The 20,761-nt window shown below is 67.4% G+C and carries 19 protein-coding genes; 7 read left to right on the plus strand and 12 right to left on the minus strand.

Annotation, left to right across the window (positions count from 1 at the left end; translation table 11 throughout):
* Positions 1-55: 55 nt before the first annotated feature.
* From FZ983_RS14385 to FZ983_RS14395, 3 genes are all read right to left on the minus strand, one after another.
* Positions 56-2,353: a TonB-dependent siderophore receptor gene (locus tag FZ983_RS14385; RefSeq protein WP_149224203.1), complete on the minus strand. Its 2,298-nt coding sequence runs from the start codon at positions 2,351-2,353 to the stop codon at positions 56-58.
* Between the two features lie 356 nt (positions 2,354-2,709).
* A complete protein-coding gene (locus FZ983_RS14390; protein WP_247883755.1) occupies positions 2,710-4,137 on the minus strand; it encodes a glycosyl transferase family protein in 1,428 nt (475 codons plus the stop codon).
* Between the two features lie 164 nt (positions 4,138-4,301).
* Positions 4,302-4,739, minus strand: a complete 438-nt coding sequence (locus FZ983_RS14395; protein ID WP_149224205.1) for an EamA family transporter — start codon at positions 4,737-4,739, stop codon at positions 4,302-4,304.
* Between the two features lie 298 nt (positions 4,740-5,037).
* Between FZ983_RS14395 and FZ983_RS14400 the strand changes: the two genes are divergently transcribed.
* Genes FZ983_RS14400 through FZ983_RS14415 form a run of 4 tightly spaced genes read left to right on the plus strand, consistent with a single transcriptional unit; the run spans position 5,038 to position 8,704 of the window.
* Positions 5,038-5,988: a siderophore ABC transporter substrate-binding protein gene (locus FZ983_RS14400; RefSeq protein ID WP_149224206.1), complete on the plus strand. Its 951-nt coding sequence runs from the start codon at positions 5,038-5,040 to the stop codon at positions 5,986-5,988.
* Positions 5,989-6,031: 43 nt separating this feature from the next.
* Complete coding sequence (locus tag FZ983_RS14405) at positions 6,032-6,991, plus strand: ABC transporter permease (RefSeq protein ID WP_149224207.1); 960 nt, start codon at positions 6,032-6,034, stop codon at positions 6,989-6,991.
* A complete protein-coding gene (locus tag FZ983_RS14410) occupies positions 6,981-7,949 on the plus strand; it encodes an iron chelate uptake ABC transporter family permease subunit (RefSeq protein WP_149224208.1) in 969 nt (322 codons plus the stop codon). The genes FZ983_RS14405 and FZ983_RS14410 overlap by 11 nt, the downstream gene beginning before the upstream one ends.
* Complete coding sequence (locus FZ983_RS14415) at positions 7,946-8,704, plus strand: ATP-binding cassette domain-containing protein (RefSeq protein ID WP_149224209.1); 759 nt, start codon at positions 7,946-7,948, stop codon at positions 8,702-8,704. The genes FZ983_RS14410 and FZ983_RS14415 overlap by 4 nt, the downstream gene beginning before the upstream one ends.
* Before the next feature lies 1 nt (position 8,705).
* On the opposite strand, the gene FZ983_RS14420 is transcribed toward FZ983_RS14415, so the two are convergent.
* Both FZ983_RS14420 and FZ983_RS14425 read right to left on the minus strand, forming a co-directional pair.
* Positions 8,706-9,359, minus strand: coding sequence for a DUF6655 family protein (locus FZ983_RS14420; protein ID WP_149224210.1), 654 nt, complete (start codon positions 9,357-9,359; stop codon positions 8,706-8,708).
* A gap of 169 nt (positions 9,360-9,528) precedes the next feature.
* On the minus strand, positions 9,529-10,095 hold the full coding sequence (locus tag FZ983_RS14425; protein ID WP_149224211.1) for a histidine phosphatase family protein: 567 nt from the start codon (positions 10,093-10,095) through the stop codon (positions 9,529-9,531).
* 100 nt (positions 10,096-10,195) lie between these two features.
* On the opposite strand from FZ983_RS14425, the gene FZ983_RS14430 reads away from it, so the two are divergent.
* The 3 genes from FZ983_RS14430 (at position 10,196) to FZ983_RS14440 (ending at position 12,827) form a co-directional block, all read left to right on the plus strand.
* Positions 10,196-10,579, plus strand: coding sequence for a DUF6152 family protein (locus FZ983_RS14430; protein ID WP_211102907.1), 384 nt, complete (start codon positions 10,196-10,198; stop codon positions 10,577-10,579).
* Positions 10,579-11,082 carry a DUF6644 family protein gene (locus FZ983_RS14435; RefSeq protein ID WP_149224212.1) on the plus strand — a complete coding sequence of 168 codons (504 nt, stop codon included), beginning with the start codon at positions 10,579-10,581 and terminating at the stop codon, positions 11,080-11,082. The genes FZ983_RS14430 and FZ983_RS14435 overlap by 1 nt, the downstream gene beginning before the upstream one ends.
* Positions 11,083-11,174: 92 nt before the next feature.
* Positions 11,175-12,827 carry a caspase family protein gene (locus FZ983_RS14440; RefSeq protein WP_149224213.1) on the plus strand — a complete coding sequence of 551 codons (1,653 nt, stop codon included), beginning with the start codon at positions 11,175-11,177 and terminating at the stop codon, positions 12,825-12,827.
* 93 nt (positions 12,828-12,920) lie between these two features.
* On the opposite strand, the gene FZ983_RS14445 is transcribed toward FZ983_RS14440, so the two are convergent.
* From FZ983_RS14445 to eno, 7 genes are all read right to left on the minus strand, one after another.
* On the minus strand, positions 12,921-13,166 hold the full coding sequence (locus FZ983_RS14445) for a hypothetical protein (RefSeq protein ID WP_149224214.1): 246 nt from the start codon (positions 13,164-13,166) through the stop codon (positions 12,921-12,923).
* A 46-nt stretch (positions 13,167-13,212) separates the two neighbouring features.
* Entirely contained in the window at positions 13,213-14,220 is a 1,008-nt protein-coding gene (gene gap, locus FZ983_RS14450) for a type I glyceraldehyde-3-phosphate dehydrogenase (protein ID WP_149224215.1), read from the minus strand.
* Between the two features lie 118 nt (positions 14,221-14,338).
* Positions 14,339-15,076, minus strand: coding sequence for a phosphoglycerate kinase (gene pgk, locus FZ983_RS14455; RefSeq protein ID WP_149224216.1), 738 nt, complete (start codon positions 15,074-15,076; stop codon positions 14,339-14,341).
* 109 nt (positions 15,077-15,185) lie between these two features.
* Complete coding sequence (locus FZ983_RS14460; protein ID WP_149224217.1) at positions 15,186-16,148, minus strand: DMT family transporter; 963 nt, start codon at positions 16,146-16,148, stop codon at positions 15,186-15,188.
* A gap of 154 nt (positions 16,149-16,302) precedes the next feature.
* Positions 16,303-17,529, minus strand: coding sequence for an acetate/propionate family kinase (locus tag FZ983_RS14470; protein ID WP_149224218.1), 1,227 nt, complete (start codon positions 17,527-17,529; stop codon positions 16,303-16,305).
* Between the two features lie 12 nt (positions 17,530-17,541).
* Entirely contained in the window at positions 17,542-18,984 is a 1,443-nt protein-coding gene (locus FZ983_RS14475) for a bifunctional enoyl-CoA hydratase/phosphate acetyltransferase (RefSeq protein WP_149224219.1), read from the minus strand.
* A 417-nt stretch (positions 18,985-19,401) separates the two neighbouring features.
* The gene (gene eno / locus FZ983_RS14480; protein ID WP_149224220.1) at positions 19,402-20,679 is read right to left on the minus strand and encodes a phosphopyruvate hydratase; all 1,278 of its coding nucleotides are present in this window, start codon (positions 20,677-20,679) and stop codon (positions 19,402-19,404) included.
* Between the last annotated feature and the right edge of the window lie 82 nt (positions 20,680-20,761).

Raw genomic sequence — 20,761 nt, forward strand, 5'->3', positions numbered from 1 at the left:
CTTGTTGGGGCGGCCCGGCCGGCTTTTCAGACCATGTGATGGACGATCAAAGCACTCAGAACGTCAGCCCCGTCGTCAGCATGACGGTGCGGCCGGAGGCCGGGACCGCGCGGACGGCGTTGAAGGCCGAGGTGTAGTTGCGATGGTCGGTCAGGTTGTAGCCGTTCAGGGCCACGGAGACGTTGCGGTATTCGTAGGACACCACCGCATCGGCCGAGAAGGTGTGGGGTACGCGGGCGGTGTTGGCGCTGTCCGACCAGTATTCCGACGCCACCTGCATGCCGCCGCCGACTGTGAACTTGCCGGGGATGCCGGCTTCGAACTCGTAGGTCGTCCACAGGCTGGCATTGTGCTTCGGCACGTTGGGAGCCACCTTGCCGACCAGTGCCGGATTGCTGCGGGAATCCGTCACCTTGCCGTTCAGGTAGGCGTAGTTGGTGTAGATGTTCCAGTGCTCCGTAACCTTGCCGCTGATGCTGGCCTCGAAGCCGCGGACGCGGACGCCGAGACCGGCTTCGGAAAAGCCGTCGGTGACGGTTCCGGTGGCGGGATCGACCGAGTAGGTGTTCGACTTCTCGGCCTGGAAGATGGCGCCGCTGACGCCCAGGCGGCCGTTCAGGAAGTCGGCCTTGCCGCCGATCTCGTAGAGGTCGGTCTGCTCCGGATCGAAGCTGCGGGCGCCGTTCGGCGTCTCCGCCGTGCCGTTGGTGACCGCCGCGGCAATGTCGGTGCCGATCGGCTTGTAGGAGCGCGAGTAGGAGGCGTAGACCGACGAATCCGGGGTCGGCTCATAGATCAGGCTGACCGACGGGCTCCAGGTGCGGTCGGAGGCCGAACCGCCGGCGATCGCCGGATCGGCGGCGCTGAAGCTGGTGCGGAAATAATCCCAGCGCAGGCCGCCCTGGACCGACAGCTGGTCGAACAGCCACACGCGGTCGGTGACGAACAGGCCGGTGTTGGTCACGCTGGCTTCGCGCCCGCCGGCCGCCGGATAGAGGATGGCGGTGTTGGCGGCGTAGCTGTGCGACGGGTTGCGAACCGTCTGGGTGTTGGTGCGGTTGACCCAGCTGCCGGATTCGCGCTTGTCGCGCTGATAGCTGACGTCGACACCGCCATTGAACGAGTGGCGCAGACCGAACAGCTCGCCGTTCACCTTGGCGCCGGTGACGTTCTGGACGCCGAAGCCCTGCTGCTTGAAGGCCATGCCGCCGCCAGCGCCATAGGTCAGCGTCGGATTGCGACCGGCCAGGAACTGGGTGGCGGCGGCACCGGTGAGCGACGCCGGGTTGGTGGCGGCGAAATTGCGCTCGTAATGGCTGAAGCGGGAGTCGTTGTAGACCGACAGTGCCTTGTTCACCTCATGCGCGAAGGTCGAAGTGAGGATGTGGTTCTCGGTGTCGTCGCGGTCGAGGTTGCGGACGTAGGAGGTCGAGCGGTCCAGGCCGAACTCCCCCGCCGGACGGAAGATGCCGTCGCGCCCCTGCACCATCGGCTGGCCCATGTCGGGCGTCTTCTCGCCCTTCAGGAAGGCGTAGTTCAGGTGCCAGGTGGTCGGCGTGCCGAGGCCGAGGCCGAGGTCGGCCGCGATGCCGCGCCGGTCGGCTTCCACCTCGTCGCGGTCGGCGACGTTCTGGGTGTGGTAGAGGCCGTTCACCCGCAGCGCCGCGGTGTCGCTGAGCGGCTGGTTGATGTCCACCGTGGTGCGGTAGGTCGGGCCGGTGCCGACCGACTGGTCGATCTGGACCTTCGGCTGCAGCGACGCCTTCTTGGTGCCCTGGTTGATCACGCCGCCGGAGTTGCCGACGCCGAAGCCGTTGCCCGACGGGCCCTTGAAGACCTGCACCGTCTCGGTGTTGAAGACGTCGTGGGTGTAGACGCCGAAATCCTTCAGGCCGTCGGTGTAGATGTCGCCGCGCGCGGTCAGGCCGCGGATGCGGAACTGGTCGCCGTTCTGGCCGCCGTTGCCTTCACCGGTCGAAATGGTGATGCCCGGCACGTTGCGCAGGGTCTGTTCCAGGGAGGTGGCGCGCTGCTGTTCGATGATCTCCTGCGGCACGACGTTGACGACGCGGGGCGTGTCCTTGACCGTCTCCGGCAGGCGGGAAACGCCGGTGGGGGCGGCGTTGACGTTGCCGGTCTCCGGCGCCACCGCATCGACCTTGATCGAATCGAGTTGGAGGGCGTCGGTGGACGAGCGCTGCGGCGTCGGACCCGTCCCCGGAGCGCCCGTTCCCGTGCCGGCCGTCTGCGCATCGGCCGTCGCCGGAATGGCGAAGGTCATGGCCAGGCTGGCCGTGGCGGCCGCACCGGCCAGAAGGGGTCTCAGTCCGGTGGGGGACGTGGTCTGTCGCATCAAGCTCTCCCGAAATGCGCCGAGGTGATTGGACGATCGCTGGACCGCCTTCTACCAATGGGATAGCTCCCTCCTACAACAGACGAAATTCAGAATCATTCTAAATTGCAAAATCGCCAACCTACCAAAGCGGGTGCGGATGAGCTTTTCTGCGCCGAGCAGACGTGGAGAGGCGACCGCTAGCCAGGAGGGAGCGCCACCAGACGAAACTCATTTTTCCTTTTTGTGTCAGTGAGTTAGAGTGGGACGACTCCAGCGGATTCACTGTGCGGGCGCGACGTTGGCGGACGGCAGCATCAGTTGTGTTGCTGAAATATCACGCCGTTAATAAGAATGATTTGCATCCGCATCGCGGTTCAGCGCGACTGCCGTTGCTTCCACAGATAGTCCGCCCTGTCCATCGCCTCATCGAACCCGCCGCCCGTAGTGCCCGGCAGGGAGAACAGGGCGAAGGCCGCGGTGCCGACGATGATCCGCTCCGCCCTGCTGTCGCGCATCGCACCGGTCCACACTCCCTGCCAGTACTCCAGGCTGGTGCCGCGCGGCCGGGGTGTTACCGGCGGCTCCGCCATGCGGGAGGGGAGGGCGAGGTCGTCCGGCTCGCCGTCGATCAGGCGATGGATGGTTGCCGGGCGGAAGGGCGTGTATTGGGCGACGTCACGCACGCTGCCCAGCACGGAGATGTGGGGCAAGCCCAGCAGGCGCGCGGTGTCGCGATGCAGTTCGCGGTGCGACGGCTTGGTCACGCCCAACAGGCTGGTGTGACCGCCGGCCGGCCTCAGCAGATGGACCGCCTCCAGGGCTGCGTTGCGGAACTGGGTCAGCCGGTGCAGACCGATCAGCCGGTGGATCTGGGGAGCAAGCGCCGTCAGCGGAACATAGGCGATCCGCTGCGTCGCCAAAGCGGCGCCGATGTCGTCCGCGGTCGAGCAGACGGGGATCCCGAGCGCGGCGGCCACCACCTCGTACCGCCCGGCGGCGGGGCCGCTGCCGGTGTTGCCGTGCAGCAGGACGCGATGCCCGGCCTGCGCCACCAGCTTGGCTGCGTGAAAGAACCAGGGTGGATTGTGGTAGTTGGGTGAGGTGAAGCAGGGCCAGTCGAGGTCGGCCTCAAGACGGGATGCCGGTCCGGAGGCGTGCGTCCCGCCAAAGCGGCCTTCGAACCGGGCGGCGACATGACCCTGCATCGCCCGCACGAAGCCGGCGAGTTCCGGCGCGGTCGCACCGCGCACGCGCATCATGCCGAACAGCGCGCCGGTCTGGATCGGATCCGCTTCGCCGGCCAGGACGATGGCCATCGCCTCTTCCGCTTCCTCCATGGTCAGCGGGCGGCCATGGCCGCCGCCGGCAATGCCGAGAACGCCGATGTTCCGGGCCAGCCGGTCATGGGGGGAACTGCTCTCGCCGACCCGATCAAGATTGGCGGCCACCTCCGCCGGGGAGGGCTGGCCGTCCAGCAGGTTGGCCGGCCGCATCGCCAGCGGCGGGACCGGAATGGAGGACGGGACGTTCCAGCCCGGATCGAAGGGCTCGGACTGCCGGCTGGCGACGGTCGGTTGGAACAGGTCGTCGATGGCCGCCGCCAATGCCTGCACCTTCGGCCGCAGCGCCTCGGCGAAGGGGGTGGGGACGAGGCCGCGGCCGGAGCGGACGAACAGCGGATCGCCGAACTCCTCCCGCATCTGGCCGAGCAGGCGGCTGAGCGCCGGGGTCTGCATGTCCAGTTCCCGGGCCGCCAGCGTGACGTTCCGCTTCGACAGAAGGGCATCCAGAGCCACGATCATGCGCCCGCGCGTCAATTTGTCGCTCGCTTGGCGGCATCCCTGGCGGGACTCGAGCCGGTCCGCAGGCGCGGGGGGAAGATCGCTCATGCTGCCCATATGGTGCTCTCTTCGGTCTCTTGGAGGCCGGCGATAATGATATGCAGTCGCGTTGCGGGGCAAGCGGCCTACTTGAAGGCCAGCAGGATCACCCCGGCGGCGATCAGGACCACGCCGAGCCAGTTCGGCGCCGACAGCTTCTCGCCGAGGAACAGCACGCCGAACAGGGCGACCAGCACGACGCTGAGCTTGTCGACGGGCGCCACCTGCGAGGCGGGACCGAGCTTCAGCGCGCGGAAATAGCACAACCAGGATGCCCCGGTGGCGAGGCCAGACAGGACCAGGAACAGCCAGGTCCTTCCCGAAACCGCCGACGGCGACAACGACTGGCCCGACGAGACGACGATGCCGATCAACAGCAGGAAGATGACGGCCGTCCGGATCAGGGTCGCCATGTCGGAACCGACACCCTCCACCCCGACCTTGGCGAAGATGGCGGTCAGCGCCGCGAAGCAGGCCGACAACAGGGCCCACACCATCCAGGACGGAAACAGGCCATCGGTCATTCTCTTGATTTCCTTCATCTTTCCTACTTCGGGGGCTGGCGCGCCGGCGGCATCCGAGGCATGGAGCCTGCAACGGATGCGGTGGTTTCGGGAAGCCGGCTCGTCGCCGCGTCGCGGCCATCCATGCTGCGTCGCATCGCCCCACGCGGAAGTTTTTGCAAGTGAGAATTAGAGTCGTTAGCATGTGGCATCGGGCCGGTCTCGGGGGGCGCACCGGCCCGCTCTGCCCGCCCGGACCTGCCCTGCGCCCATCGGCGCCCGCAGGCTCGGCGCATTCCGGATAATATTGGGAGTTGTGATGACCATCGTGACGCGCCGCAGGGATCTGTTGACGGCAGGTCTGGCGATCGGGGTTTCCGGCTTGGCGCCCTTCCTGATGCCGCGTGCGGCCTTCGGCCAGACCGCCGCCGGCACCATCCGCCATTCCCAGGGCGAGACGAAGCTGCCCAAAGCGGTCAACAAGGTGCTGTGCTTCGACATGGCGTCGCTCGACACTCTGGATGCGCTGGGCGTTCCGGTGGCGGGCGTGCCGACCCAGTCGAAGCCGGCTTACCTCGCCAAGTATGACGGCCCCGGCTATGCCAGGATCGGCACGCTGTTCGAACCGGATTACGAGGCTGTGAACGCCGCCCAGGCCGACCTGATCATCGTCGGCGGCCGGTCCGCCCCGAAATATGCCGAGCTGTCGGCCATCGCCCCCACCATCGACCTGACGGTGAAGCCGGAGCGCTTCTTCGACAGCGCGCTGGAGAATGCCGACATCCTGGGCCGCATCTTCGGCAAGAGCGCCGAGGTGAAGGCCCGTGCCGACAAGCTGCGCGCGACGGTCGCCGAGGTGAGGTCGATCGCGGGCGGGGCGGGCAAGGGCCTGCTGATCCTGACCACCGGCGGCAAGATCAGCGCCTATGGTCCGGGGTCGCGCTTCGGCGTGCTGCACACCGAATATGGCGTGGTGCCGGCGGCGGAGAAGCTCGACACCTCCAACCACGGGCAGGCGATCAATTTCGAGTTCATCCTGCAGACCAACCCGGACTGGCTGTTCGTGATCGACCGGGATTCCGCCATCGGCCGGGAAGGCCAGTCGGCAAAGCAGCTGCTGGACAACGACATCGTGCGCCGGACCACCGCATGGCAGAAGGGGCAGGTGGTCTATCTGAACGCGGCGAACTGGTACCTGATCGGCGGCGGGCTGACCGCCATGCAGCAGGATGCCGACGACATCAAGGCGGCGCTGACGGGTAAGGCGTGACGATGTCCGCCTTCGCAATCGCTGCCGGCGGTGGGGCGCCAGCATGAGGGGGCTTGTCCTGGCCGCCGCCGGCGTCACCGCGCTGGCGGCGGCCAGCCTGTTCGTCGGCGTCAGCGACCTGACGATCGGCACTCTGCTGAGCGGAACCTCGGACGAGGCGGCGCAGGTGCTGCTGGTCAGCCGCATCCCGCGCACGCTTGCCCTGGTCCTGGCCGGAGCCGGCATGGCGGTGTCCGGCCTGATCCTGCAGATGCTCGCCCGCAACAAATTCGTGGAGCCGTCCACCGCCGGGACCGCGGAATCGGCGGTGTTCGGCATGCTGATGGTGACGCTGCTGGCGCCGGAAACCCCGATGCTGGGCCGGATGCTGGTGGCCGGCGCCTGCGCGCTGGCCGGAACCGCGCTGTTCCTGGCCATCCTGCGGCGGATGCCGTTGCGCTCGCCGCTGATCGTGCCGCTGGTCGGCATCATGCTGGGCGCGGTCATCACCGCCTCGACGGAGTTCGTCGCCTACCGCACCGACATGCTGCAGTCGGTGCGGGCATGGGAGACCGGCGACTTCTCCGGCGTGCTGCGCGGGCGGTACGAACTGCTGTGGATCGGCGCCGTGCTGACCGCCGTCGCCTATGCTGCGGCCGACCGCTTCACCGTCGCCGGGCTGGGGGAGGATTTCACCACCAACCTGGGCCTCAACCACCGGCGCGTGGTGTCGCTGGGGCTGGTCATCGTCTCGCTGGTGACGGCGGCGGTGATCGCCACCTGCGGCATGATCCCGTTCCTGGGCCTGATCGTGCCCAATCTGATCAGCCTGATGCGCGGCGACAACATGCGGCTGTCGCTGCCCTGGGTGGCGCTGTTCGGCGCCGGGCTGGTGCTGGCCTGCGACATCGCCGGCCGGCTGGTGATCCGCCCCTACGAGATCCCGATCGGCACGACCATGGGCATCGTCGGCAGCGCGATCTTCCTTTACCTGCTGCTGCGGAAGAACCGCCATGCCGCCTGACCGCCGTTCGCTGCCTCCGGCCATCCTGATCGCCGGGCTGGGCGGGCTGGCCGCCGCATCCATCCTCCTGTTCCTGACCGTCGGCGCCAAGGGAAGCTGGAGCTTCATCCTGACCTTCCGCGGCACCAAGGTCGCGGCGATGGTGCTGGTCGGCTGGGCCATCGCCATGTCCACCGTGCTGTTCCAGACCATCACCAACAACCGCATCCTGACCCCGTCGATCATGGGATTCGACGCGCTCTACCGGCTGATCCAGACGGTGCTGGTGTTCCAGTTGGGATCGGCCGCGGTGGCGGCCTTCGACCCGCGCCTGCGCTTCGGGATCGAGGTCGCGGCGATGGTGGCTTTTTCCTGGCTGCTCTATCGCTGGCTGTTTTCGGGAAGCCTGCGCGGGCTTCACCTGCTGATGCTGGTCGGCATCGTTTTCGGCGTGCTGTTCCGCAGCCTCACCAGCTTCCTGTACCGGGTGATCGACCCCAACGAGTTCCTGGTGGTGCAGGACCGGATGTTCGCCAGCTTCAACCGGGTGGACGGCCAGCTTCTGGCCGTGTCGGCGCTGGTCGTGCTGGCGGTGTCGGTGGCGGTGTGGCGCAAGGCCGGGGTGCTGGACGTGCTGGCGCTGGGGCGGGACGCGGCCATCAACCTGGGCGTCGATCACCGGCGCGAGGTGATGCGGGTGCTGGTGATGGTGTCGGTGCTGGTCGCCGTCTCCACCGCGCTGGTCGGTCCGGTCACCTTCTTCGGCCTGCTGGTCGCCAACCTCGCCTATCTGCTGGTGGATACGCACCGGCACCGTCTGATCCTGCCGGTGGCGGCGCTGGTCGCCATTCTGGTGCTGATGGGCGGCCAGCTCGTCCTGGAACGGCTGTTGGGCTTCAACGGAGCGCTCAGCATCGTCATCGAGTTCCTGGGCGGAATCGTCTTCCTGACCATCCTTGTGCGGAGAGCGGCCCGATGATCGAGGTCCGGAATGCCAGCAAGTCCTATGGCGAAACCGTCGTCGTCGACGACGTGTCGGTCACGCTGCCGGCCGGCGGCGTGATCTCGCTGATCGGGGCGAACGGGGCCGGAAAATCGACCCTGCTGTCGATGATCAGCCGGCTGCTGCCGGTGCCCGCCGGGACGGTGACGGTGGAGGGCATGGACGTCACGACGACGCCCGGCGACGTGCTGGCGCGTCACCTGTCGATCCTGCGGCAGGACAACCAGATGACGGCGCGGCTGACCGTGCGCGACCTGATCGCCTTCGGCCGCTATCCGCACAGCAAGGGGCGGCTGACGGTGGAAGACCGGGGCCATATCGAGCGCGTCATCCGCTATCTGGAACTGGAGGCGGTCGCCCACCGCTTCCTGGACGAGCTGTCGGGCGGCCAGCGCCAGCGCGCCTTCATCGCCATGGTGCTGTGCCAGGACACCGACTATGTCCTGCTGGACGAGCCGCTGAACAACCTGGACGTCAAGCATGCGGTGGCGATGATGAAGCTGTTCCGCCGCACCGCCGACGAGTTCCGCAAGACCATCATCCTGGTGCTGCACGACATCAACTTCGCCTCCTGCTATTCGGACCGGATCGTGGCGATGCGCAACGGCCGCATCGCGCATCAGGGCCCGCCGGAGGACATCATCACCCCCTGCGTCATCCGCGACGTTTATGGTGTGGAGGCCGACATCCACGAGATCGACGGCAAGCGCGTGGCGCTGTATTTCCGTTGACTCAGTTGTCCCAGGGTTTCGGATCGGGGCGGGTGTCTGGCGGCAGCAGGTCGTTGGTGTCCCAGCTCAGCATCAGCAGCAGCACCCACTCCGCGCGGTTGGAGAAGCCGTATTGCGGCCCGCTGGAGGAGACCAGTTCGCCGCTGTTTTTATCATAGGCGGTAGCGGCGATCTTGGCGACGCCCTGCGTCAACTCCTTCTTGAACAGTGAGATCTCCGGGGTGGAGGAACTGCCGCCGACCGGCATCGGGATGTCGATGCTGGGGATGCCCAGGAGCGAGCGCTCGCTGTCCACCGACAGGGCGCCGACGCGCAGTTCGACGACGGTGGCGGCGGCGTCGCGCGTCTGTGCCATGGCGGCGCCGTGGCGGAGCAGGGCGTCGCGGACGGCGAAGACGGCGTATTTGGTGTCGTAGCCCTCCACGCCGCTGGCATCGACATAGACGCTGCCCTTCACTGCCAGCCGGCCGGCCAGACGCTCCGCCGCCTGATCCGCGGCAGTGGAGATCAGAAGCTGCTCGGTGGCGGAACGCGCAGGTGTCGTGACCTGTACGGAAGAGCATCCAGCGAGATAAAACCCTGCGGCTGCGAATATTAGAGAGGTGGCATTCCTGTATAGATGATGCCATGCCCTATCCATCGCTGGTTTGGACATGTGGAATGCAATCGTCCGACTACAGAACATTTTCCTTTTCCCTGGCCTTAACCGCCGGCAGCCCTGCGTGCGGCAGGGTGTCACCTGAGGCGGCCTATCCAGACCGAGGCCTTCGTTCCGGTCAACGGCGCAAATGTTCAGGTCGGGCGCTATGCGCCCGGAGCAACCCTCAGCGGTTCGGCAGTCGGTCGAGTTGGTCGGGGGTGGGGGTGCCGTTCGCCCGCAGCAGGATCGCCTCGCCCGATGCCGGGAAGATGCCGGTCAGTGCAGTGACGGTGACCTGATGCGTCACCAGCACGACCGGCTGGCCGTCGCGCGGCAGGTCGGCCAGGAACTGGCGCAGTTCGGTGATCTTGTCCTTTTCCTCTTCCGGCCGACGGATGAAGGAGTTGAGGGCCGACATCTCCGTCACCGGGCCGAGGTCCAGCAGCCGCGCGGTCTCCAGGCAGCGGCACCACTGGCTGGACAGCACGCGGGCTTTGGCGATGCCGAGCTGCCGCAGCCGCTCGCCGATGCGCTTGGCCTGGGCGCGGCCGTCGTCGCTGAGGTTGCGCTGGGTCGCGCAGTCGTCCAGCGTGAAGCCGGGCGGGTCGCCGGTGCCGGGAGCCTCCGCATGGCGCATCAGCACGACGAGACCGGCAGTCTCCACCGCCGCGGCGGGAAGCGCACCGCCCAAGGCGGCTAGCAGCGCTACGGCGGTAAGAACCATCAGGGTATGGCGGCGCTGGACAGGCATCGGCATCTCCGTTGGCGGTGCGGCTCTCCGCCCCCACTTGCCGGGACGGCGGTCCACCCCATGTGTGGCGAGGATGCCTGATGAGAGGGAGTGCGTCACCATGGTCCGCAGCCGCCTGCTCAACACCCGATCCCGCGTCTTTGTTGCCGCAGGCTTCGCAGCCATTACCGCGGCGGTGGCGCTGCCGGCGCTCGCCCACCATGGCTGGGGCGGCTATGATTCCGACAAGACGCTGACCCTGACCGGCACGGTGGACCAGTTCGCCTTCAGCAATCCGCACGCAATGCTGAACCTGCAATCGGACGGCAAGCTGTGGCATGTGGTGCTGGCGCCGCCCGGCCGCATGACCGCGCGCGGCCTGCCGGACGGGACGATCAAGCCCGGCCAGACGGTGACCGTCGTCGGCTATGCCCACAAGTCGGAACCGGCGGAACTGCGGGCGGAGCGCATCACCGCTGACGGCAAAACGGTCGAGCTGCGCTGATGGACCACAGCCAGGGCCCGACCGGACCCGGCTGGCTGGTGGCGCTGGAGACCTCCGGCCTGGGCGAGGCGCTGCGCGGGTCGCTCTGGCTCTATCCGCTGGTCGAGGTGCTGCACATCCTGGGGCTGGCCTTGCTGGTCGGGGGGATCGCGGCCTTCGATCTGCGGCTGATGGGCCTGCACGCCCGCCTGCCGGCCGAAGCGCTGTCTCGCCTGTTGCTGCCGGTGGCGGTCGTCGGCTTCGTCCTGGCGGTGCCGACCGGGATGCTGCTGTTCATCAGCGAGGCGACCGCGCTGGCCCGCAATCCGGCCTTCCTCGTCAAGATGGGGCTTCTGATTGCCGCGCTCGGCAACATCGCGCTGTTCCATCGGGGTGCCGGGCGGCGGATCCTCGATTGGGGCGGGGGAGGGCGGCCACCGCCGGCGGCGCGCGTGGCCGGCGCGGCCTCGCTTCTGCTGTGGATCGCGGTTCTGGCCGCCGGGCGGCTGATCGCCTACGTTTAGGGGGGGCGCATAGCCCCTTCGGAGTATCGCCGGCCTTGCAAGCGCAAGCGTTGCCTGGGCAGAGTGGCGCGACGCTTCCGATCCGAAGGAAAATGGCTGTGAGCACCCTGGGACGCACCCCCGCGCTGGCCTTGTCGCTGGCCCTGTCCCTCTTCGCCTGGGTGTCCGGGACATGCTGGGCGGCGGGTACGGAGCGGCGGGTGGCTCTGATCCTGGGCAACAGCGCCTATCGGCATGCTCCGTCGCTGCCCAACCCGGTGAATGACGCCAAGGCGATGGCCGAGTCCCTGCGCGCGGCCGGGTTCGAACTGGTCGGCGGGGCGCCGCAGATCGATCTGGACCGGGCAGGGACCGAGCGGGCGATCCGCAGCTTCGGCGCCAAGCTGGCCGGGGCGGATGTCGGGCTGTTCTTCTATGCCGGGCACGGCATGCAGGCGCGCGGCACCAATTACCTGCTGCCGGTCTCCGCCAATCTGGAGAAGGAGTCGGACGTCCGCTATGAGCTGATTGACATCGCCATGGTGCTGGACGAGATGGCGCTGGCGGAAAGCCGGATGAACATCGTCATCCTGGACGCTTGCCGCAACAATCCCTTCGGCGGCCGCGGCCTGCGCGCGGCGTCGCCCGGGCTGGCGCAGATGCAGGCGCCGGCCGGCACGATCATCGCCTATGCGACGCAGCCGGGCGCGGTGGCGGCCGACGGCACCGGATCGAACAGCCCCTATACGGACGCCTTGTCGAAAGCCCTGCTGAAGCCGGGGGAGACGGTGTTCGACGTCTTCAACGATGTCGGCATCACGGTCAAGCGCAACACCGGCGGCGTCCAGCAGCCCTGGGTGTCGGCCTCCCCCATCGAAGGGCGCTTCTATTTCCTGGGGCCGACGACGGTGGTGACCCAGCCGCCGGCCGAAGCTCCCCTTGCAGCGGGAGCCGACAAGGAAACGCTGTTCTGGGACAGCATCAAGGGCAGTTCCAACCGCGGGCTGTTCGAAGCCTATCTGAAGCAGTTCCCGCAGGGCACCTTCACGGCGATTGCCGAGGCGCGGGTCGCCGAACTCGGCGGGACGGCGAATGCTGCCGCCACGGGGGAACGGGCGCCGGTGTCGGTCGCCGCCCTTGCCGCTCCGCCGGTTCCTGCGCCCACCCCAGCCGCTCCGCCCACGCCGGCCGCCCGGCCGGTCGATGTCGAGGCGATCCCCTATCTCAGTGCCAAGGCGCGCGCCGCACTGGCCGTGTATCCCGGCCTGCCGTCGCCCAAGGCTCTGGCGATTTCGACCAAGGGGAACTACGCCTACTTCTCCAACAAGTCGAACAGCCGGACCGCGGACGACGTCAGGCGCAGCGCCCTGCAATATTGCCAGTACAGGGCGGAGGAACCCTGTACCCTCTATGCCGTCGATGATGGCGTGGTGATGGACGGCAAGCGCTTCGTGCCGATGCCGGTGGAGATCCTGGGAGCCGGCCCCTTCGATCCGGCGCGCGTCCCCTTCGTCAGCGAGCGCACGCGCAAGGTCGGCATGGTCAACTACCAGCGCAACCCCGGGCACAAGGCTCTGGCCGTGACACTGACCGGCCGCTGGGCGTCGGTGTGGGACCGCGACAGCGAGGAAGAGGCCGGCACGGCGGCGGTGGAGAAATGCGAACAGGCCGGTGGCAAGGAGGAGTGCATGCTCTACGCCGTCAACGACGAGATCGTGCTGGACGAACCGCCGGAGGACGAGACGGCCGAAGACGAGGAGGAGTGATCCGGCATCCCCGTAAGCGGTGTCGGGAAACGGAACGGGCCGACACCTTGAGGATGCCGGCCCGTTCCGCTTTGCCGTTTCGACGCCGATCCGTCAGCGGTCGCCCAGATCATGTTCGATTTCGGTGACCAGCCGTTCGGCGCATTGCACGGCGCGCCGGCGGTCCTCGTCGGTCATGCCCTGCATGGGATCGGATTGCGCCGGGAAGGACTCCGACCGGCAGAGCCGGCGACCCGATGCGCAGACCATCACTTCGTACTGGCGGCTGTCCTCGTTGAACAGGCACTCGGACTCGAAGCCCTTGGCGTCGGTTTCAGTCCACATGATCGTCTTGCTCATCGTCCGGCTCCTTTGGTCTGGGTCGGCGTTCTTGGTTGGGCGCGGTTTACTTGGCGTTCGCCATCGCGACGGCGGTGTCGGCCATGCGGTTGGAGAAGCCCCATTCGTTATCATACCACGCCATGACGCGCACGAAATTGCCGTCGATGACTTTCGTCTCCTTCAGTGCGAAGGTCGAGCTGTGCGGGTCGTGGTTGAAATCCGAGGACACCAGTTCCTCGTCATAGGCGCCCAGCACGCCCTTCAGCGGGCCGTTGGCGGCGTCGCTGATCGCCTTGGTGATCTCTTCCACCGAGGTGGCGCGCCCGGCGGTGAACTTGAAGTCGACGACCGACACGTTCGGGGTCGGCACGCGCATGGCGGTGCCGTCCAGCTTGCCCTTCAGCTCCGGCAGCACCTTGCCGACGGCCTTGGCCGCACCGGTCGAGGTCGGGATCATGTTCAGGGCCGCGGCGCGGGCGCGGTGCAGGTCCTTGTGGTTGGTGTCGACGATCCGCTGATCACCCGTGTAGGAGTGGATCGTCGTCATGAAGCCCTTCTCGATGCCCACCAGATTGTGGAGGACATGCGCGACCGGAGCCAGGCAGTTGGTGGTGCACGACGCGTTGGAGACGATTCGGTGCTCGGCGGTCAGCTTGTCGTGGTTGACGCCGTAGACGACGGTGATGTCCTCGTCGGTGGCCGGAGCGGAGATCAGCACCTTCTCGGCGCCGGCTTCCAGGTGCTTGGCGGCATCGGCGCGCTTGGTGAAGATGCCCGAGCATTCCATGGCGATCTGGACGCCCAGATCCTTCCACGGCAGCTTGGCCGGGTCACGCTCCTGCACGACCTTGATGGAGTGGCCGTTGACGATCAGGACACCGTCGCCGGTCTCGATGGTGCCGGGGAAGCGGCCGTGGACGCTGTCGTACTTCAGCAGGTGCGCGTTGGCCTTCAGATCGGCCAGGTCGTTGATCGCCACGACCTCCACGTCCTTGCGGCCGCTCTCGTAGATGGCGCGCAGAACCAGACGGCCGATGCGGCCAAAACCGTTGATCGCTACCCGTACAGCCATGATCGTGCTCCAGTCGTTCCGTTGCGGTCTCGTGCCGATAGGGGCGGAGACTCGATTTAACCGTGGAAGGCGGGTTTTGGCCCGCCGGAGGTGCAATTTTAAGGCGCAGACTCGGCCCTCAGGCCGGGACCGCGCGAGGAGAAGCGATGTCCAGCCACGCCGGAAGGACGTCGCGGCTGGTCAGCTCGCTGAAGCGGCCGTCCACCCCTGCCGCGGATAGTGCCGCGATGGTGTCGTCACCGGCCGCCACCGAGCGCAGGCCGGCGTCGCGGGTGCGCCGGGCGATGAACCAGGCCAGCGCGTTGGTGCCGCCGTCGAAAGGGGCGATCTCGTAGACGCCGAGCGGGCCGGTCCAGACGACCGTTCCGGCGGTCTCGACGCAGCCGGTCAGCCGGGCCGCCGTCGCCGGACCGATGTCGAGCACCATGTCCTCCGGACCGATGGCGGCACAGGATACGACGCGGTCCTCCGCACCCTCCCGTGCCTCGGTCGCCACCACCACGTCCACCGGCAGCAGCATCTCGCACCGGCAGGCCCTCGCCTTGTCCAGGAGCTTGCGCGCCTCGCCGATCAGTTCGTGGTCGCACAGCGAGGCCCCCATGTCGGTGCCGGCCGCGGCCAGGAAGCTGTTGGCGATGCCGCCGCCGAGCGCCAAAACGTCGACCCGCGTTATCAGCCGGGCCAGCAGGTCCAGCTTGGCCGACAGGCCGGTGCCGCCGACGACGGCGAGAACCCGGCCGGAGGCCGCAAAGGGTGACGGCCGCTCCGGGGAGCCGATGCTCCGTCCACCCTGGATCAGTTGCATCCGGCCGGTCAGGCGGGGAGCCGGAATGCCATGGACATCGGTCGTAACCATGATGCCTGTCCTTTCCTTGAAATCAAAGTATATTAATATATCAGTAGTCGGCGCAAGGATAATCCGCTTCCGGGCGGGGGCATGATGCCACTATGCCGCAACGACTTGCTCACGCGGTCCGGACCGGACCGGCGCTTTGGGCTTGCGTCTTCGGGCACGGGTCCACCTGCGGGGCGGGAGCCGCGGCGCGGCGGGTCTCGCGGTAGAGGATCAGCAGGCCGCTGGCGATGACGATGGTGGCGCCGATCATCACATGGGCGGCCGGCACGTCGCCCCAGACCAGCCAGCCGAGGATCGTCGCATAGATCAGGCTGGCATAGCTGAAGGGGCCGACCACCACGGCGCGGGCCAGCGAATAGGCCCGCGTGCTGAAATACTGGGCACCGCCGCCGGCAATCCCCATGCCCGCCATCAGCGTCAGCGCATGCGCATCCGGCGTGATCCAGTCGAAGGGCAGGGCCAGCGCGCTGAGCGCCGTGGAGATGACGGTGAAGTAGAACACCGTAGTCACCGGCTTTTCCGTGCGGCCCAGCTGGCGCATGGCGATCATCGCCAGGGCGTAGCAGACGGCCGCGGTCAGGGCGACGATGGCGCCGCGGTCGATCATGTCGGGGCCGGGCTGCACCATGATCAGCACCCCGGCGAACCCGACCACCACCGCACCCCAGCGGAAGGCGCCGACCTTCTCGCCCAGCAGCGGGACCGACAGCGCGGTCAGGAACAGCGGGGCGGAGTAGGAGATCGCCACCGCATTGGCGAGCGGCATCAGGTGATAGGCCCAGAACAGCAGGACCATCGAGGTCAAGCCGACGACGGCCCGCCACAGATGCCCCTGCCAATGGGTGGTGTGCAGGCAGCCCCGCCCACCCGCCGCGACCACCATGGCGACCGCCGGCAGAAGGGCGAACAGATTGCGGAAGAAGGTGACCTCGCCCAGCGGATAGCTTTCCGCCAGGATCTTGGCCAGGGCGTTCATGATGGTCATCAGGACCATCGCCAGCAGCATCGACAGGATGCCGAGCCGGACATTCTCAGTCGGGCTTGCGGTCGAGCTTGTGGGGATCTGTTCCATGATGACGTTTCCGATCTCCCTCTCCCCCCTGGGGAGAGGGTCGGGGTGAGGGGGAATGCAAGGCGTGGATTCTCGGTAACGGACCGCCGCGCTCCCCCCTCACCCTAACCCTCTCCCCGGGGGGAGAGGGGACACCACTGGTGGGAGAGGGCCTTTACGCCGCCCGGCTCAACGCCTCGACGGCGATGACGCCCAGCGTGTGGCGGGCGATCATCCGTTCCTCGTCGGTCGGGATGATGAACACCGGCACCCGGCTGTCCTGGGCGGAGATGCGCGTCGCCTTCGCCCGGTTGGCCGCCGGGTCGATGGACACGCCGAGCCAGCCCAGCTTCTCCGCGACCCGTGCCCGCACCAGCGTGGAGTTCTCGCCCACGCCTGCGGTGAACACCACCGCGTCCAACCCGCCCATCGAGCCGGCCAGCGCCGCAACCTGCTTGGCGACGTTGTGACAGAACAGCTCCACCGCCTCGGCCGCCGCCGGAAGATCGGAGTTCTCCAGGTCGCGCATGTCGTTGGAGAGGCCCGACACGCCCAGCATGCCCGACTTGTGATAGAGCAGCTTCTCCAACTCGTCGGCGCCGTAACCCTTCTCGCGCATCAGGTAGATCAGCACGCCGGGGTCGATGGCGCCCGGCCGGGTGCCCATCGGCACGCCGTCCAGCGCGGTGAAGCCCATGGTGGTGTCGACGCTGTGCCCGGCGCGCATGGCGCACAGGCTGGCGCCGCTGCCGAGATGGCAGACAACCACATGCGCATTCGCCAGCTCCGGCGCGACCTGCGGCAGGCGGTGGGCGATGTATTCGTAGCTCAGGCCGTGGAAGCCGTAGCGCCGGATGCCCTCCGCCGTCAGTTCGCGCGGGATGGCGAAGGTCTGCGACTGCCAGGGCTGGGTCTGGTGGAAGGCGGTGTCGAAGCAGGCCACCTGCGGCAGGGAGGGGTAGACCTGCGCCAGCGCCCGCATGGCGGCGATGTTGTGCGGCTCGTGCAGCGGAGCGAGCGGGATCAACTCCTCCAGCTGGTCGAGCACGGTCGGGGTGACGCGCACGGGGGCCGAGAAGCGGGTGCCGCCATGGACGACGCGATGGCCGGCGGCCACCAGCGTGGCGCCCTTCAGCGTGTCGCCGATCCAGTCGAGCAGATGGTGGAGCAGTTCCGGACGGCCCGGATTCTCACCGGCGGCCCAGCTGTGGTCGGCGATCTTGTGGCGGGCGGCGTCCTTCGCCTCGAAGCGGGGAGCCGTGCCGATGCCGGAGATCTGGCCGGTGACGACCGGCTCCAGCTCCGCCGCGCTGCCGCCCTGGAAGACCGAGAACTTCAGGCTGGAAGAGCCGGCGTTGATGACGAGGCAGGCGTCGCTGCCGGAATTGGAATGTGCAGCCATGACGAAAGCGTCCTATTCGGCGGCCAGCGCGAGCTTGGGCTGGCGTTGAGCGGCGGCGACCAGCGAGGCGACGGCGCAGGAGGCGAGACGTGCCCGCACATTGTCGGCGCGGCTGGTGAGGATGACCGGCACCTTGGCGCCCAGCACGATGCCGGCGAGGTCGGCGTTGGCCAGGAAGGACAACTGCTTGACAAGCATGTTGCCGGCTTCCAGGTCGGGCGCAAGCAGGATGTCCGGCTGGCCGGCGACCGGGGAGGTGATGCCCTTGGTGCGGGCGGCCTCGGCGGAGATGGCGTTGTCGAAGGCCAGCGGGCCGTCCAGGATGCCGCCGGTGATCTGGCCGCGGTCGGCCATCTTGCACAGGGCGGCGGCTTCCAGCGTGGTGTTGATCTTCGGGTTGATCGTCTCGACCGCCGACAGGATGGCCACGCGCGGGGTGTCGACGCCCAGCACCTTGGCGAGGTTGATGGCGTTCTGGACGATGTGGACCTTGTCCTCCAGCGTCGGATAGATGTTGATCGCCGCGTCGGTGATCAGCAGCGTCTTGGAGTAGGTCGGCACATTCATCAGGAAGACGTGGCTGATCCGGCTGGCGGTGCGCAGGCCGGTCTCCTTCTTCACCACCTCGCCCATCAGTTCGTCGGTGTGCAGGCTTCCCTTCATCACCGCTTCGGCCTCGCCGGTGCGGGCCAGTGCCACGGCGGCTGCCGCGGCGGCACGGCTGTGAGCGGCGTCGACGATGCGGTAGCGGGCGATGTCGAGCCCGTTGGCTGCGGCGACCTTGCGGATGACGGCTTCCGGACCGACCAGGATCGGCTCGATCAGGCCCGCCTGGGCGGCCTCGACGGCGCCCTGGAGGGAGCTGGCGTCGCAGGGATAGGCCACGGCGGTGACGACCGGCGGCAGCTCGTCGCATTTGCCGAGCAGCGCGTCATGCTTGTCGTGGCGGATCATCTGAATCTGCGGCAGCTCATGGGCCGGGCGGATGACCTTCTGGGTGGGGGCGATCACTTCGGCAGTGCCGAGAACGACGACTTCGCCATCCTGGTTGGTGCAGACGCAGTCGAAGACGACGACGTTCTTGGCCGGGCGCTTTTCGATGACGGTGACGGTGGCGGTGACGATGTCGCCGAGGCCGACCGGGCGGCGGAACTGCAGGCTCTGCCCGGCATAGAGCGATCCGGCGCCGGGCAGGTAGGTGCCGAGCACGCCGGAGATCAGGGAACCCGACCACATGCCCGGCCCGATCACCTTCTGGAAGCGGCTGTCGGCCGCGAATTTCGGGTCGAGATGGGCCGGGTTGATGTTGCCCGACACGGTCGCGAACAACTCCACATCCATCAGCGTCAGCTGGCGGGAAAGGCTGGCCGTCTGGCCGATCTGAATCTCGTCGAAGGTCACATTCTCGACCACGGCGCCGATGCCGTTGCCGAACGCTTCACCACTGGCACGCATTTTTGAACACTCCGGTTGACCGGGTCGATCGAGCGGCCCGTTTTAAGGCTCGACAGGGCGGCGCCTGGAAAATCGGAAACGTTCCGCTGCCGGCTTGTGCCGGCTTTCTGCGCCGCGCGGGAACCATAGATATATTAGTATATTAAATGTGCATTGCAACATAGAACCAACGGAAACCCCGGCCCTTGACACTATGCCGCAGGTCTATGGTGCGGCTGGGCGGGGAACCCCCCTTCCCCCGGGGAGAGAGTCGGGGAAAGGGGGCAGAAGGGCGAGCAATCTCAGCGATCACGACGCTCGCCGCCCGTCCTGGAAGCCCCTTTGGGCGCGGCCTTTCCGGTTCTTGTCGCTTCTCCGGGGGCGGGAGAGAGCGGGGCGGGACGGTCGCGGGGCAGGGGGCCTCCGGATCTCTGGAAATCAGGCCTTCAGGATGCCGCGGCCGGCGAAGCGGGCGGCGACGCCGAGCTGCTCCTCGATGCGGATCAGCTGGTTGTACTTGGCCAGACGGTCCGAACGGCTCAGCGAGCCGGTCTTGATCTGGCCGCAGTTGGTGGCGACCGCCAGATCGGCGATGGTGCTGTCCTCGGTCTCGCCCGAACGGTGCGACAGCACGGCGGTGTAGCCGGCCTTGTGCGCCATATCGACCGCTTCCAGCGTCTCCGACAGCGTGCCGATCTGGTTCACCTTCACCAGGATCGAGTTGGCGACGCCTTGGCGGATGCCTTGGGCCAGACGCTTCGGGTTGGTGACGAACAAATCGTCGCCGACCAGCTGCACCTTGTTGCCGATGGCGTCGGTCAGCGCCTTCCAGCCTTCCCAGTCGTCCTCGGCCATGCCGTCCTCGATCGAGATGATCGGGAAGCGGCCGACCAGATCGGACCAGTAGGCGACCATCTGTTCCGGCGACAGCGACTTGCCTTCGCCGGCCAGCTCGTACTTGCCGTTCTTGAAGAACTCGGTCGAGGCGGCGTCGAGCGCCAGCATGACGTCGTCACCCGGCTTGTAGCCGGCGGCCTCGATGGCCTTCATGACGAAGCCGAGCGCCTCGTCGGTGGAGCCGATGTTGGGGGCGAAGCCGCCCTCGTCGCCGACATTGGTGTTGTGGCCGGCGTCCTTCAGCTTCTTCTTCAGCGACTGGAAGATCTCGGAACCCATGCGGATGGCGTCGGCGCCGGTCTCGGCGCCCACCGGCATGATCATGAATTCCTGGATGTCGATGGGGTTGTCGGCATGGGCGCCGCCGTTGATGATGTTCATCATCGGCACCGGCAGCAGCGAGGCGAAGGCGCCGCCGACATAGCGGTAGAGCGGCAGGCCGGCATCCTTGGCGGCGGCGCGGGCGACCGCCAGCGACACGCCCAGGATGGCGTTGGCGCCCAGCCGGCTCTTGTTCTCGGTGCCGTCGATCTCGATCATGGTCATATCGAGCACGCGCTGGTCGGCGGCATCCATGCCGATCAGGGCCTTGGCGAGTTCACCGTTGACCGACTGCACGGCCTTCAGCACGCCCTTGCCGCCGAAGCGGCCCTTGTCGCCGTCGCGCAGTTCGACCGCTTCATGGGCGCCGGTGGAGGCGCCCGACGGCACCGCGGCCCGGCCGAAGGCACCGGTTTCGAGGGTAACGTCGACCTCGACGGTGGGGTTGCCGCGGCTGTCCAGGATTTCGCGGGCGCGGATTTCGGTGATGGCGCTCATGGGAAGGGATGTCCCGTATCTTGAAGGGTTGTTCGGTAGGGCCGATAGCCACTTTGATTTCGACCGTCATTCCCGCGGAAGG

Source organism: Azospirillum sp. B21 (assembly GCF_008364825.1).
Classification (GTDB): Bacteria; Pseudomonadota; Alphaproteobacteria; order Azospirillales; family Azospirillaceae; genus Azospirillum.